Consider the following 14,593-nt stretch of genomic DNA (forward strand, 5'->3'; position numbering starts at 1 on the left):
GCTGCCGGCAAAAATTGTAAGGGGCATTGCATCAGGCCTGTGGCGGCACAAACTGCTTGCGCGCCCGGGCCACCAGTTTGCGGGTAACACAGCCTTCGGCGTGATCATTCACCAACCCCATGGCCTGCATAAAGGCGTAGACGGTGGTGGGGCCGACAAACTTCCAACCCATTTTTTTCAGCGCCTTGGAGAGCGCCACCGACTCCGTTGAGGTACTCACGGTTTGTGGCGCGGCCTGCTCTATTGGATCGGCTTCAAACTGCCAGAAATAGGCGGCCAACGAGCCCTCCTGGTCAATCAGTTCCAGTGCCCGCTGGGCGTTGTTGATCACCGCCTCGATTTTGCCGCGGTGGCGGACAATGCCCTCATCCTGCAGCAGCCGCTCGACATCGCGCGCCTTAAAACGGGCTACTTTGGCAATTTCGAAATTGTTAAAGGCTTTACGAAAGTTTTCCCGCTTGGCCAAAATCGTGCGCCAGCTGAGCCCGGACTGAAACCCCTCCAACGAAATTTTTTCAAACAGCCGGCGATCTTCCGCCACCGGATAACCCCACTCGTTATCGTGATAGGCGACATACTCTTCCGTGGCACCGCACCAACCACAGCGGGGCTTGCCATCGACTCCAGTAAATAGATTACTCATATTAAATCTGCTCCTTGCTCAGCCGGCTTTTAAAAAGGCCAAACGGGGATCGGTCTGGTTGGGCTCCACGACCACCAGCTCGAGCGTGACCACACCTTCAGCCACAAAAGGATCCTGCCGCAGGCGTTGCTGCAATTGCGGCTCACTTTCGCCGCTCGCCAGAATAAAACCACCGGCGCCGGGTTTGATACTGCCCACCGCCAAAAAGATACCCGCGGCCAGCCCCTGCTCCAGCCACGCCTTATGCGCCGCCATTAATTCTGCGGCTCGCGCTTTCTGTTCGCCAAAGCGTAAAAATACGATAAACATCTTCTTACCCTGCCACTTATCCAATTATTTTTAAGAGCACAACCGTGGCAACGGCCTTAGCTGGCAGCCGCCAATCCCTGCACCCAGTTACACATCTCCTCAACCTCCCGCTCAACAAACTCATCATCCTGCAGGGCGTTATAGAGGGTCGCCACCCCTTGGCTCCAGGCGAGCACCTTCAACGCCCGCGGCCGAGCCTGTTGGCCCTGGCCAAGGGCGCTAAATTGCTCCGTCAGCCAATCGGCAAACAGACCAAATACCCGATTGGCCAAGGGCAACGAAGGGTGCTCCAGCTTGGCCAGCTCAGCGCACAGGGTTCCCACCGGGCAGCCATGCAGTTTTATCTGGGTGCGGTTGCTAATAACAATCTGGATATAGGCGCAGATGCGCGCGGCCGGGGATTCAGAACCGGCAGCCCAAGCCGAGAGCAGCTGCCGGGTGGCCGCTAAGCGCTGTTCAATCACCGCCTGCAACAGCTCCTCTTTGCTCTTGAAGTGGTGGTAGAAGTTGCCGCGCGAGATACCCACCTGGCTGGCGATGTCGGCAAAGGAGGTGTGATAAAACCCCGCCTCGTAAAAGAGCTGGTCGGCGACGGCAATAATCGTTGAACGTGTAGACTGGCGCATGCATGGGCCATAGTTGCACTGTTATTTTGGGCGAGATTAGGACGATTGTCCTAGCCTGTCAACCGGCCACAACCAGCAGGCAACCTCCAACCACAAACCAACAGGGTGTGGCTACAGCCAGCCGCGGTTATCGCTCAGGTTGACTCGCCCTCCCGAGCCTGCTGATATACGCCAACCCTATTCGCCACCGTTACCGAAAAGCGCCGCATTATGGATAACAACATCTACAAATCACCGGACTCCAATGTCGAGCCACCCAGCACCGGCCCCAAGGATAAGAAAGATGCGCCGGTGCTGGGCGTAGTGCTGGGGGCGGCGGTGGATATTGGCGGTACCGTCGCCTTCTCTACCTTCTTTGTCATTGGCTTTACCATTTTCGAACTGTCGCGCGGCGTGCCCAGCGCTCAGGTGGAGCAGCTCTTCGAGAGCATGAGCCCCTACTCCGGCATCAATATTTTTCTCACCCTGGTGGGCGCCTGCTTCTCGGTGGCCGGCGGTTACGTCTGCGCCAGCAAGGCCAATCGCAAGGCCGTGCAGGCCACACTCAGCTTAATGGCCATCTCCTCCGGCCTCGGCTTTCTGGTCAGCCTCGACAGCTACTCGCTACCCGCCAACCTGATCTTTTCCATCATCACCGCGGTGTTGATCTGGCTGGGCGCACTGGCCTGGTCCCGGCGCAACCGGCCAAAGTTTCTGGCTTAAAAAAGCGGGGAAATGAACGAAGGGGGAAACGCCCCCTGCACCCTTGATGGCATGCAGGGCGGCGAACGTGCGCGCTAGGCGGGGAGCTCTTCTTCGACAACCGCCAGCGGATTTTTGGCGTAGTCGCGGCCAATAAAGAGGTAGACCGCCGGCAGCACATAGAGAGTAAAGGCGGTACCGATGGTCATACCGGCGGCAATCACCAAGCCCATGGAGAAGCGTGAAATCGCCCCCGGGCCGCTGGCCACCAGCATCGGCAGCATGGCCAGCACCAGCGCCGCGGTGGTCATCAGTACCGGCCGCAGGCGAATGGCGGCCGCCTCTTCGATCGCCTGACGCTTAGAGCGCCCTTCGGACTGCAGCTTGTTGGCAAACTCCACAATCAAAATACCGTGCTTGGAGATCACCCCAATCAGAGTCAGCAGGCCGATCTGGGTATAGATGTTGAGCGTTGCCCCAGGCACCCGGAACAGCCCCAGAAAGTTCAATACCAGCAGCGCGCCACAGATCGACATGGGCACGGTCACCAGCATGATAATCGGGTCGCGGAAGGACTCGAACTGAGCCGATAACACCAGATAGATCACCACCAGCGCAAAGAAGAAGGTAACCACCAGGGCCGAGCCTTCGGTTTTGAACTGGCGCGACTGGCCGGCGTAATCGACGGTGTAGCCTTTGGGCAGCACGTCAGCGGCGATATCCTCCAACATACCCAGGGCATCGCCGTAGGCGATATTGGGCCGCGGCACGGCACCAATGGTGACACTGTTCAACTGTTGGAAGCGGCTCAACACCTGCGGCTGCACCGAATCCTTTAACGAGACGATGGTCGACAGTGGCACCAGCTCCCCGGTTTGGGTGCGGGTGTAGTACTGCTCCAGCTGCTGCGGCGTTAAACGTTCGGCCCGCTCCACCTGTGGCACCACTTTATAAGAGCGGTTATCGAGCGAGAAGCGGTTGACGTAACCGCCGGAGAGCATGGCCGACAGGTCCGCCGACAGCTGCGCCATGTCGATCCCCAGCTGCGAGGCCTTGTCCCGGTCGATCAAAATATCGGTGCGCGGTTTGTTAATTTTCACATCGGTGTTGAGGAAGATAAATTTCTTGCTGTCTTTGGCCCGGTTGACAATCTCATCGGCAAACTCCTTCACCAAGGTGGTTGGTGCGGTACTGACCACCACAAACTCAATGGGCATACCGGTACCCCCCGTGGGCAGCGCCGGTGGGATCAACGCCGCCACCTGCAGGCCACTCACCTCTGAGAAGCGCGGTGTGATCAGATCGTTGAGCACATCCTGCATGGCCACGTCACGCTCGCTCCAGGGGGCGAAGATCAAACCACCAAAGGCACCGTTGTGCGAGCCTGGCGCGGTAACACTCATACCGTTGAACTGGAAATCGCCGGCGATGGCATCGCTGGCCTGGTGTATCTCCCACGCCTCCAGCGAGAAGCGCTCCACATACTCCAGCGAAACACCCGGGTCGGCCTCGGCAATGTAGAAGGTTAGACCCACATCCTCCGTCGGCGCCAACTCGGTGGGCGACATGACAAACAGGAAGTAGCAGGAGACCAGCACAATGACTCCAAAAATGGCGATACCAAGGCGCTGATCGAGCATGACGTGCAGGTCACGCTGATAGGCATGCTGCAACTTCTCAAACTGGCGGTCGAGCCAATTCTCCAGGCCACCCTCCTTGTCATTGCGCTTGGCGCGCAGCAGTTTGGCGCACATCATGGGCGACAGGGTCAGGGCGACAATACCGGAGATGAGCACGGCACCGGCGAGGGTGAAGGCGAACTCAACAAACAGCACCCCAGTGATACCACTCAGGAAACCGATTGGCAGATAGACCGCCACCAGGGTGGTAGTCATCGCCACCACCGGCCAGGCCAGCTCGCGGGCACCGCGCAGGGCCGCCTGCTTGGGTGTCATGCCGTGCTCGATATGGCGATGGATGTTCTCCAGCACAATAATGGCGTCGTCCACCACAATACCGATGGCCAACACCATCGCCAGCAGCGTCAGCAGGTTGAGCGAGAAGCCCATCAACAGCATCAAAAACAGCGCCCCCACCAGCGACAGCGGCACTGCAACAGCGGGCACCACCACCGAGCGCATAGAGCCCAGGAAGAGGAAGATCACCACAATGACGATCAGAATTGCTTCGGAGATGGTCTGTTTCACCTCGGCGATGGAGTCGCGAATGTAAATCGAGCTGTCGTAGCTGAAATCGGCTTTCAACCCTTCCGGCAGCTGCGGCACCACTTCGTCGTCCCACACCTTGCGCAGGTTGGCGAGCACCTCCACGGCGTTGGCGTCCGGCGTCAGGTAGATGGCAAAGAAGGTCGCCTGCTTGCCGTTAAAGCGAGCCGAAGTGGCGTAGTTTTCAGAGCCCAGCTCAACCTCGGCGACATCTTCCAGGCGGATAATCGAGCCCCCCTCTGAGCGCACGATCATGCGTTTGAACTCATCGATACTGCGCAGGTCGGTGTCGGCCTTAAGATCGATCTCGAGCATCGCCCCTTTGGTAGCGCCCACAGCAGAGAGCACGTTATTACTGCGCAGAGCGTTGGCAATATCCGATGCCGTCAAACTAAAGGCGCGCAGCCGTTCCGGCTTCAGCCAAGCGCGCACCGCGAAGGTACGGCCGCCGCTGATATCCGCCCGCTGCACGCCCGGCACAGTCGACAGCCTCGGCTCCACCTCGCGAATGAGGTAGTCGGTAATCTGGTTGGTGGTGAGCGATTCACTGTAAAACGCCAGGTAGGCGTGTGCCGCCGGGTCACCCACGCGCAGTTCTATCACGGAGTTCTCAGCAGCGGCAGGCAGCTCGCCGCGCAGTTTGTTGACCTTGGCAATCACCTTGGTCAGCACCTTGTCGGGGTCGGCATCCAGGCGCACATGGGCACTAACGGTGGAGATACCCGCCACACTCGACGACACCATGTAGTTAATGCCGTCCACCGTCGCCACCAGGCGCTCAATGGGGGTTGTGATAAAGCCCTGCACCAGGTCGGCATCGGCACCGATATAGGCGGTGCTGACGTTAATGACGGCATTTTGCAGCTCGGGGAATTTGCGTACGTTCAGTTCGTTGCCGGCGCGCAAACCCAACAGCAGAATAATCAGGCTGACCACGGTGGCCAGCACCGGTTTATTAATAAAGATGTCGGTAAATTTCATCGCTCAGGCCTCAACGGTTTTCCGGAGTAGGCGCGACATTGGCGTCCGGCTGTACGCTGTTGTTGATGAAGGCGGTACCACCACTGCGCAACTTCAACAGGCCGCTGGTGGCCACCACCTCGCCCAACGCCAGGCCGGAGTCGATAGCGATCAGGTCGCCGCGCTGCTCACCGGTATGCACAAAGCGCTGCTTAACCGCCAGCAGCGGTTTGCCCTCGTCACTTTTCTCGTCGGTTCCGGTAAGTACGTAGACGGAGTTGCCGTAGGGTTTGAAGCTGATGGCCGACACCGGCACCACCAGCACATCGCGCTCCTCGCCGACATTGAGCGCGATGCGGGCAAACATACCCGGGCGCAGCAGCTGGCCGGGGTTTTCGAAGGTGGCCTGCACCTTGAAGTTGCGGGTATTGGCATCGATCTCCGGCTCGATGGCGGTGATGGCGCCACTGAATTCGGCATCGGCCAGGGCATCCATCTGCGCGTTCACCACCATGCCGACACCCACCGCCACATAGCGCTGTTCGGGCAGTGTGAAATCGACATATACCTTATCCAGCGCCTGCAGGTTGATCATCGGGTCGCCGGCACTGACAAACTGGCCAACGTTCACCCGGCGAATACCCAGGCGGCCGGCGTAGGGAGCACGCAACTGCTTTTGCGCGATGCGCGCCTGTTGCGCGGCCACCCGGGCGCGGGCCTGCTCCAGTTCGCTCTGGCGCTGGTCGTATTCAGATTTGGAGATACTCTTGCGCTGCAGCAGCTCTTGAACTCGGTCGCGCTCCAGCTCGGCGAGCCGTTCGGCGGCCTGCAGGGTTTTCAGTTCGGCAACGTCGGTGGCGGCATCCAGGGTGATGATCAGGTCGCCCTTTTTCACCTCGCTGCCACTCTCAAACAGGATCCGCTCGACAATACCACCCACCTGGGTGGTGAGGTCCGCCCCCTGCACCGGTACCACCGTACCGACCGAGGTGACTTCACTGATCCAGTGGTCAGCGGTACCCGCGCTGGTCGAGACCGCAGCCGGCGGCACCGGCATGTCGTCGAAGAACTCGTTCATCAGCTGGTTTATCACCAGCTTGCCACCAAGCACTACACCAAAAACCAGTACTGTTACAGCCAACAGTACAATCATGCGTTTACTCATTATTTTAACTTCCTGTCCTACTGGTCGCCGGGTTGGTTCTCTGTCGCCTGGCAGGCGGCAATGGGAACCTCTGGAAAAACTTCGCGCAATATGCGCTCGAGCAGCGCCTGCTGCTGATCAAAATCGTTGAGTGGCATAATCGGCTGCCAACCAAGGCCATTAAGCAAGGCGTGGGCATGTTTGATTAACAACCGGTAGGGCCTGGGCACCGAGTGGGTCTCCAGTAGACCAGAGGCGCTCACCAGTGAGTGCATACCCTCGGTCATAGCCCAAATACCACTGCACATCTCCTGGGTGGTGAGCCCAGAAGACGCCACATCACCCGACCGCATCGCCTCCTCAGCGATATCACGCACCGCCTCGCCCACCGGGCGGGAAGCCTCCAGAGCCGCCTCCCGGCGCGCCTCTGAAGCCGCCACCCAGATGGTGTGGGTAGAGACATACTGCGCCAGGCGAAAATACTCCGGGGCCCGTTGCGAGAAGATGACATCGGCCACCACCACCGCTAACATCCGATCGCGGGGGCAAGCCGCCCAGGCAGCAGCCCGCAGAAACAGCTCCAGACGATCACTGACGTTACGGGTGGCCAAAGCCACCAACAGATCTTCTTTCGAGGAGAAGTGCAGATAGAGGGTACCGACGGCGTATTCACACTCGGCCGCCAGGCGAGACATCTGCAGGTTGAGCACCCCCTCCTGCTGAATCAGAGTCCACGCTTTATCGAGAAACAGCTGCTCCCGTTCCTCCAGTTGGCGCTTTTTGCGATCTTGAATTCCCAAGCTTTTTACCTGCCAAATGAAAAGTGCGGCAGATTATGAATGAGATTCAAATTTTATCAAGCTGTCATTTTCAGGCCCCAGCAGGCGCTGCAGAGCCCGTATTAACCCCACTCTACGGCTTGGCGTTGTCGCCCAATCAAGAGCTCGCTATGCTCACCCCAACCCCCGAACAGCCCAGAGAACGGATACCAACCTATGAGTCAGCGCAAGCCCGCAGACCCGCTGCGACTGGAGATCGTCGACTACCACAATCCACACCAGGCCAATGCCCTGGTGACCCTGCTCAACAGCTACGCCCTGCACCCCATGGGCGGCGGCAAAGCCCTGGCGGAGTCTGTGCGCCGCGAGTTACCCGAGAGGCTGGCCGCCCTGCCCCACGCCTTCTCTATTCTCGCCTACCAAGATGACCAAGCCATTGGCCTGGCCAACTGCTTTGACGGCTTCTCCACCTTTAGCGCGCAACCGCTGATCAATATCCACGACCTGATCGTGGCCGAGGAGTTTCGCGGCCAGGGCGTTGCGCAACAGCTGCTGGGGAAGATAGAGGCCATCGGCCGAGCCAAAGGCTGCGGCAAGATCACACTGGAGGTGCTGAGCAACAATGCGTCAGCGCAAACGGCTTATAGGAAATTTGGCTTTCAGGGCTATGAGTTGGCGCCCGAGGCCGGGCAGGCGCTGTTTTGGCAGAAACCACTCATCTGATTAGCAACGGCCAGCGCCCTGACGGGCAATTCTGGCTGAGCCGGTTGACCGCGGCACAGACGGACTAGACCGTCGTGCCGCCATTCACCCCCAGCAGCTGGGCGGTGATGTAGGAGGCCTCTTCCGAGGCAAAAAAGGCGGTGGCCGCGGCCACCTCTTCCGGCCGCCCCATGCGCGGAATCGGGTAGCTGCCCACCATGGCATCGACATCGATACCCAATTTATTGCCTGCAATGGTGCGCCGCGCCATGGGGGTATCGATAAAACCGGGGGCAATGGTATTGACCGTGATGCCGCAGCGGCCCAACTCCATAGCCAGGGAGCGGGTCATGGCAATGATGCCGCCCTTGCTGGCGGTGTAGTGCACCATACCCGGCGCACCCACCTGGGCACCAAAGGAGGAGATATTGATAATCCGGCCATAGGCCTGGGCCAGCATATCCGGTAACACCACCTGGGTGACGATATAGGCACCCTTTAAGTTGGTGTCTATCTGCCGGTCCCAATCGTCATCGGTCAGATCCTGGAAGCGGGCAAAGTGCTCCACGCCGGCGTTGTTGACCAGCACCGAGACCGGCCCCAACTGCGCCCGCACCTGTTCGATGGCGGCCGCCACCTGCTCGCGCTGGGCGATATCGGCGGCCACCGCCAGCGCCCGGCCACCCGCTGTTGTGATTTCGGCCGCGACATCTTCCGCCGCCGCCTTGTTGATATCCAACACCGCCACGGCAAAACCATCACGGGCCAGGCGCCGGCTGGTCGCCGCGCCCATACCCACACCACCACCGGTTACCAAAGCCACTTCTGAATAGTTGGCCATCTCCGCCCCTTTATCGTTGTTATGGAGGAGGGCATGTTACTGGTTTTTATTGCCGGGGGTCACGCCTCTTCGACATAGGCTGTGAAGAGTGACACCACCGCTTCAAACTCCTGCTGTACCTCCGGCCAGTGCTGGCTGAGCTGCGCCAGATCGGCTTTTTTCGCCACCTCTTCCAGCGCTTTAAAGCCCTCCGACAGTCTCCCCAGGCTCAAATTGGCCGAGGCCCCCTTGCAGGTGTGCAGTAGCGCGGAGACCGCGGCAACATCGCCGTCGGCAATCGCCATTTCCAGCTCCTCGATACGACCGGGCATCTCCTGCAGATAGAGACGCACCAGGCGCTGTAAGCGGTCCTCCCGCTGCTTCACCCGGGCCATCAGTTTCTCTTTGTCCCAACGCAGATGAGCAGCGGCAACACCGGCCAAGCCGCCTTCGGCCGCGCGCTTGCTGGTTCGCTCGTAACTCAGCCACTGCTGCAAACAGAGCCCTAGCGCCTCGGCGTCGATGGGCTTGGTCAGGTAGTCGCTCATACCGGCCGCCAAACACCGCTCCCGGTCACCCTGCATGGCGTTGGCGGTCATGGCGATAATGGGAATGGCCTGGTAGCGATCACCCGCCCGGCCCGCGCGAATGGCGCGGGTAGCCTCATAGCCATCCATTTCCGGCATCTGGCAATCCATCAAAATGGCGGTATAGGGGTGATTCGGGCCCGAGGCCTTCAGTTTTTGCAGGGCATCCAGCCCCTGGCTGGCGATATCGGGCACCAGGCCAAAATCGGAGAGCACCAGCGCCGCCACCTCCTGATTGACGATATTGTCCTCCACCAACAGCAGTCGCTCCTTGGCATCGAAGCGCAGCTCAAAGTCGCGCTCGGCGTCGGGCTCGCAGGCCGCCGCCGCAATCAACGGCAACTGGGCCGGCCCGGCAGTCGGCGCGACGGGAAAGATCAACTTCTGCAGTTCACTCTTGCAAAGCGGTTTGGCCAGCACCAGATCAAACCCCGCCGGTGGCTCGCCGGCCACGCCAGCGCTGATCAACCCCCAGGCAGCCTTCCCGGTATCCAACCCAGCGCCCAGGGCCGGACCATCTGCCGGCGACAATCCGGCCTCAACCAGTACCGCCACAAGCGTGCCGGCAACACTGGCAACTGTGGTGGCGAGCTGATCGAGCCTGTCGCAGGCGACCACCGTCACACCCCATTGCCGCAACTGCTTCTCGAGCACCATGCGCTCGCTACCGGGCGCCATCGCCAGCACCACCCGGGGTTGATCCAACCGCGCACACGGCGGCGCGGGGTGGGGCTCTCGGCAGGCCTGGAGAAACAGATCGAAGTAGATCGCCGTGCCGCTCTGGGGTTGGCTTTCCAGCGAGATTGAGCCACCCATCAACTGGCACAAGCGCTTGCAGATAGCCAAACCCAGCCCGGTACCACCGTATTTGCGGGTGGTGGAGGCGTCGCCCTGGGTAAAAGAGCTGAATAGCAGCTTCTGCTTGGCTTGCGGTATGCCAATTCCGGTATCTTTTACCGAGGCGTAAAGCCGGTAGCCGTTGGCCTCCGGCCGCACTTCAAGGGTGACCAGCACCTCACCAGCCTCGGTAAATTTGATGGCATTGCTGATCAGGTTGGCAAAAATCTGATTGAGCCTGACCGGGTCGCCCCGCAACCAGCAGGGCTCCACCGCCGCCAGATCCAGCACCACCGCCAGCGCCTTCTCCTGAGCCCGCGATGCCTGGCTGATCACCAACGCCTCCAGGCTCTGGCAGAGATTGAAGTCAACCTCGTCCAGCTCCATCTTGCCGGCATCCACCTTGGAGAAGTCGAGAATGTCATTGAGCAGAAACAGCAGATTCTTGGCGCTGGACTCGGCTATCTGCAGCTGGTGGCGCTGCCGCTCGGCCAGATTGCCGCGGTTCAGCAGATTGAGCATACCCAAAATGCCGTTCATGGGGGTTCGGATTTCGTGACTCATAATGGCCAGAAACTCACTCTTGGCCTGGGCTGCGGTCTCCGCCGCCTCCTTGGCCTTGAGCAGCTCCGTCTCCGCCTGGCGCTTCTGACCGGCCTCCACCAGCCCAAAAATCATGGTGGCAATGGAGGTGGCAAAGGAGATCTCCGCCGACGACCACTCGCGCACGCCGCCCACATGCTCAAAACAGACCACACCCACAATGCGCCCGCCACCGGTGATGCTGGCATCCAACATGGCGGTGACACCCTGGGGCTTTAAGTAGCCCTCGGTAAACTGGTTGGTGCGGGGGTCGGCGCAGGCATCGCCGGCGGCTATAAACGTCTGCTTGGCGACAGCATCGAAGTAGCGGTCGTAGTCCTGCTTCTGCAACACCAAGCCGGCGCTGTGCACAGCCGCCGCCCGACAAAAAAGATCACAACACTGCAGTGCGGCACCGTCGTCGGCAAACAGCCAGATACCCGCTCGTTCAACCTCCAGGGCTTCACACATGCGTTCGGTCAACAGGCCCTGCGAGGCCTCCAACGAGCCGGACATTATCGGCCCGGCCACGGTCAGCTCCGCCAATATGCGGTTGTAGCGCAGCGCCTTCTGGCGCGCCACCTGGTTGAGGTGACTCTCTGTGATGTCGCTGATCATGGTCATGTAGCCCTGATTACGACCCTGCTCATCCACCAGGTTATTGCTGCTCACCGCCAGCCAGATCTCTTCGCCGGCGCAGTTCTTCATTTTAAGCTCTTCCTGAAACTGCCAATTCCCCCGGGCCGCCGACTGCACCTGCCGACGACTCTGCTGATCGACCCCCTCCCAATAGAGCAGCTCACTGGCGGGCCGCCCCTTTAAATCGTCGAGGGTGAAGCCGGTGATACGGGTGTAGCCCTCATTGAGCCACTCCACCCGGTGGTCACTGCCACACACCAGTACGCCATTACTGGTTTGGCTGGCAATCAGTGACAGCCGCTTCAACTCCGACTCCTGCGCCTTGCGCTGGGAGATATCCTGGGCGATACCCAGGTAACCGACGATGCCTCCGGCCGCATTGCGCATCACCGTCACCGTCAGCAGCGCCGCCAAGCGGCTGCCATCCTTGCGGACATAGGTCCATTCGCGGGTTTCAGACCCCGCCCGTTCGGGCACCTCCACAAAGATTCGAAAACCTGTAATTGGCCGGCCCAGCTGTTCGGACAGCTCCTGGCCGCGCTGGGCCAGCTCGGACTCCAGATGGAAGAGCACCGGTGTCTGCTGGCCCAGCACCTCCTCTGCGGTATAACCCAACATCCGTTCGGCACCGCGGTTGAAGGTGGTGATCAGGCCGTTGCCATCGCCGGAGATAATGGCCGACTCGGTGGCGGCCGCGAGCAGGTTTTGCACAAAGCGGTTGCTCTCCTGCAGCTCGAACTCATGGGACTGCAGCGCGGCCAGCATGGTGTTGAAAGCCCGCGCCAGGGTGCCCACCTCGTTGTCCTCGGCAACCACCAGTGGCGCCAACGTCTGGCCATCTGCCAGGGCCAGGGCGGCCCCCGCCAGCTGTTCGATGGGCTGAGTGATGCGCCGGGCCAGCATCCGAATCACAAACACCGCCGCCAGAGTGGTAAGCAGTAACACCACCAGGGTAATGCCGGTGATGGTACGGGCGACCTGTAGCGCCACCTTGATCTCCCGCTCGCTGACCAGCAACCAACGTGAGTTGGCCACCGCAATATTGCTGACCGCGGTCAGCACCTGTTCGCCACTCAGACCGACAGAACTTTCACGAAAGCTCTGCTCCGGGTGTATCCCGGGGCTGGCCAGCCATGCCTTGACCAACATCGAATGCGACATCTGGTCCGCCGGCGCCGGTAGCTGCTCAGGAATGTAGAGGCCGCCGCGCTCGTCCACCATATAGCGCAACTGATGAAACTCCCGAAACTGTTGCAACGTGGAGATAATCTGCGTAGGGCGATACTCCATAGCCAAGGTGCCAACCACACTATGCTGATCGGCGCCAAACACCGGTGTGGCGAACAGCAGTGCCCATTGGCTGGTATCCCCGCCGACCACCTCGCCGGTGACGGCCACCTGATCGTTCGAGGCACTGGTGATGAGAGCGTCGGCTAAGGCCGGCGCAACAGCCGGGTTGGCCAGCAGATTATGGCCAACATAGGTGGAAGGCTTGGCGGAGTAGAGCAGATTGCCCCGGGTATCAAACAGATAGATGTTACTGACATAGCTGTAACGCAGGCCAAAGCCGGTAATCAGACTGGCACCATCGGCGGCAGCACCCGCCAAAGGGGGGCGCCGCTTAAGGTAGGTTGGCAGGTCATCAGTGGCAGCGGCAAAGTCCTGCGCCAAATAGCTGGTTAAGGCGACCACATGGGGAGACCGAGCAATGGTGACGGTATCCCACTCCCGCTCAGCCAGCCACGCCTGAATCTGGCTGGCGGTGATATCGGTCGACTTCTGCAAGCCGCGCAAGGTCTCCACCCGCAGGCTGCCCTGCAGCAACCGATAGGAGAAGAAGCTGATCAAGATACAGGGTACCAGCACCAGCAATAACATCTGCCAGGTCATGGTGCGGCGGATTGTGCCGGAAGGGTGGCGGCTCGAATTCGGCATAGCGGTTCCAGCCCCAAGTCCGTCAATCAGACTGGGCGATTGTTATCGGAATAGATGGCTTGGGCTCCTGCTCGCCAGGGTGGCGCCTAGAAGCACAATGCGAAGACAACATTCAAAGCTTAGCCAAGAAAACAGAGACTCGCCGATCGTCAGGCAAGCTAAACGGAGCGAATTGTTACGCCATCGGTCCGGCCAGAGCCAAACAGGGCTGTTAATAGTGAGGGCAGCGCTCGTGAAAGATCGGAAAGGGGTGTGCAGGCCGCCATAGCAGCCGGAGGCGATTACCAGAGCCAGCCCGAACGGGCCGGCTGGTTCAGCCACAATTAACCAACGCGTTTAAGCTTATTGCTGTCGCCGTGATCGAAGGCACTTTTGCCATAGATATCCAGAATGGTCGACTCCGAATAACTCATCTCGTCGCCGGTCACCTCCAGGCGGTGACTGAAAGAGACGGTCTTGGCGAACTTCTCCATAAAGGGGGACTGCACCACCCCATAGGTGGTATCGCCAGCCTTGGCGCTCACCTCCAACACCGTGGTACTGCCGGTGACCGTGGCCTTACCGCCCGCCAACAGACAAACACCGCGCGGAATGGTCAGCGTCTGCATAATGGAGCCATCGGCGGCATCGTAGAGCCAGTAGCCGAACTGGTGATGGAAAACCTCACCATTGGATTTACGGCTCACCACCTGAGTGTAGGGGACAATTGCCAGGCGCTGGGTTTCGGCGTTCTGCAGATCGCCACCCGCCTCAAAAGTGATGGTTTCAAAGTAGGGCGACTCCTCAATGCCATCCGGCTCCGGGGCGATATCCATACCACTATCACCTTGCCATACACCAATCAGCGCCGCCAACGGGCCGTAATCAACTTCATCAGTCATCTGTCTCTCCCCAAGGATCAATTTTTAAAATCTGGTGCACAGCGCGGGCCACACCCATAACAGCTTAGAACCGTTAGCCGGGCATCCCCCAGGCGCCACCAACAGCGCCACTGAACACAAAGGCACTAACTATATCAGCCTTAAAAAGGGAGAGAAACGCCACCACCCGGGGCCAGGCAGAAGACAAATCAAATTGCGGCCCATCAATCAACCGTGTCGATCAATACACAAGGAATGGCACCA

General features: G+C 59.8%; 11 protein-coding genes. 2 read left to right on the forward strand and 9 right to left on the reverse strand.

What is annotated here, in order from left to right:
- Positions 1-31: 31 nt before the first annotated feature.
- From SBL51_RS17395 to SBL51_RS17405, 3 genes are read right to left on the reverse strand one after another with little or no spacing between them, the layout of a single operon-like run.
- The gene (locus SBL51_RS17395) at positions 32-643 is read right to left on the reverse strand and encodes a DNA-3-methyladenine glycosylase I (protein WP_317932374.1); all 612 of its coding nucleotides are present in this window, start codon (positions 641-643) and stop codon (positions 32-34) included.
- 18 nt (positions 644-661) lie between these two features.
- On the reverse strand, positions 662-952 hold the full coding sequence (locus SBL51_RS17400) for a YciI family protein (RefSeq protein ID WP_317932375.1): 291 nt from the start codon (positions 950-952) through the stop codon (positions 662-664).
- A gap of 56 nt (positions 953-1,008) precedes the next feature.
- A complete protein-coding gene (locus SBL51_RS17405; protein ID WP_317932376.1) occupies positions 1,009-1,578 on the reverse strand; it encodes a TetR/AcrR family transcriptional regulator in 570 nt (189 codons plus the stop codon).
- A 210-nt stretch (positions 1,579-1,788) separates the two neighbouring features.
- On the opposite strand from SBL51_RS17405, the gene SBL51_RS17410 reads away from it, so the two are divergent.
- Entirely contained in the window at positions 1,789-2,280 is a 492-nt protein-coding gene (locus tag SBL51_RS17410) for a hypothetical protein (protein ID WP_317932377.1), read from the forward strand.
- Between the two features lie 74 nt (positions 2,281-2,354).
- Here SBL51_RS17410 and SBL51_RS17415 read toward each other — a convergent pair whose 3' ends face one another.
- From SBL51_RS17415 to SBL51_RS17425, 3 genes are read right to left on the reverse strand one after another with little or no spacing between them, the layout of a single operon-like run.
- Positions 2,355-5,465 carry an efflux RND transporter permease subunit gene (locus tag SBL51_RS17415; RefSeq protein ID WP_317932379.1) on the reverse strand — a complete coding sequence of 1,037 codons (3,111 nt, stop codon included), beginning with the start codon at positions 5,463-5,465 and terminating at the stop codon, positions 2,355-2,357.
- 10 nt (positions 5,466-5,475) lie between these two features.
- On the reverse strand, positions 5,476-6,609 hold the full coding sequence (locus tag SBL51_RS17420) for an efflux RND transporter periplasmic adaptor subunit (protein WP_317932380.1): 1,134 nt from the start codon (positions 6,607-6,609) through the stop codon (positions 5,476-5,478).
- A 17-nt stretch (positions 6,610-6,626) separates the two neighbouring features.
- On the reverse strand, positions 6,627-7,388 hold the full coding sequence (locus SBL51_RS17425) for a helix-turn-helix domain-containing protein (protein ID WP_317932381.1): 762 nt from the start codon (positions 7,386-7,388) through the stop codon (positions 6,627-6,629).
- A gap of 195 nt (positions 7,389-7,583) precedes the next feature.
- Between SBL51_RS17425 and SBL51_RS17430 the strand changes: the two genes are divergently transcribed.
- A complete protein-coding gene (locus SBL51_RS17430; protein ID WP_317932382.1) occupies positions 7,584-8,090 on the forward strand; it encodes a GNAT family N-acetyltransferase in 507 nt (168 codons plus the stop codon).
- A 64-nt stretch (positions 8,091-8,154) separates the two neighbouring features.
- Here SBL51_RS17430 and SBL51_RS17435 read toward each other — a convergent pair whose 3' ends face one another.
- The 3 genes from SBL51_RS17435 to SBL51_RS17445 all read right to left on the reverse strand — a co-directional run bounded on the left by SBL51_RS17435 (position 8,155) and on the right by SBL51_RS17445 (position 14,350).
- A complete protein-coding gene (locus SBL51_RS17435) occupies positions 8,155-8,910 on the reverse strand; it encodes an SDR family NAD(P)-dependent oxidoreductase (RefSeq protein ID WP_317932384.1) in 756 nt (251 codons plus the stop codon).
- A 59-nt stretch (positions 8,911-8,969) separates the two neighbouring features.
- Positions 8,970-13,469, reverse strand: a complete 4,500-nt coding sequence (locus tag SBL51_RS17440) for a PAS domain S-box protein (protein WP_317932385.1) — start codon at positions 13,467-13,469, stop codon at positions 8,970-8,972.
- Between the two features lie 323 nt (positions 13,470-13,792).
- The gene (locus SBL51_RS17445; RefSeq protein ID WP_317932386.1) at positions 13,793-14,350 is read right to left on the reverse strand and encodes a heme-binding beta-barrel domain-containing protein; all 558 of its coding nucleotides are present in this window, start codon (positions 14,348-14,350) and stop codon (positions 13,793-13,795) included.
- Positions 14,351-14,593 lie beyond the last annotated feature (243 nt).

The organism is Halioxenophilus sp. WMMB6 (assembly GCF_033283405.1).
Lineage (GTDB): Bacteria > Pseudomonadota > Gammaproteobacteria > Pseudomonadales > Cellvibrionaceae > Halioxenophilus.

Excerpts from the sequence above, each read along its gene's own strand:
- SBL51_RS17440 (WP_317932385.1), bottom strand. The coding sequence starts at position 13,469 with ATGCCGAATTCGAGCCGCCACCCTTCCGGCACAATCCGCCGCACCATG.
- SBL51_RS17400 (WP_317932375.1), bottom strand. The coding sequence starts at position 952 with ATGTTTATCGTATTTTTACGCTTTGGCGAACAGAAAGCGCGAGCCGCA.
- SBL51_RS17420 (WP_317932380.1), bottom strand. The coding sequence starts at position 6,609 with ATGAGTAAACGCATGATTGTACTGTTGGCTGTAACAGTACTGGTTTTT.
- SBL51_RS17435 (WP_317932384.1), bottom strand. The coding sequence starts at position 8,910 with ATGGCCAACTATTCAGAAGTGGCTTTGGTAACCGGTGGTGGTGTGGGT.
- SBL51_RS17445 (WP_317932386.1), bottom strand. The coding sequence starts at position 14,350 with ATGACTGATGAAGTTGATTACGGCCCGTTGGCGGCGCTGATTGGTGTA.
- SBL51_RS17415 (WP_317932379.1), bottom strand. The coding sequence starts at position 5,465 with ATGAAATTTACCGACATCTTTATTAATAAACCGGTGCTGGCCACCGTG.
- SBL51_RS17410 (WP_317932377.1), top strand. The coding sequence starts at position 1,789 with ATGGATAACAACATCTACAAATCACCGGACTCCAATGTCGAGCCACCC.
- SBL51_RS17430 (WP_317932382.1), top strand. The coding sequence starts at position 7,584 with ATGAGTCAGCGCAAGCCCGCAGACCCGCTGCGACTGGAGATCGTCGAC.
- SBL51_RS17405 (WP_317932376.1), bottom strand. The coding sequence starts at position 1,578 with ATGCGCCAGTCTACACGTTCAACGATTATTGCCGTCGCCGACCAGCTC.
- SBL51_RS17395 (WP_317932374.1), bottom strand. The coding sequence starts at position 643 with ATGAGTAATCTATTTACTGGAGTCGATGGCAAGCCCCGCTGTGGTTGG.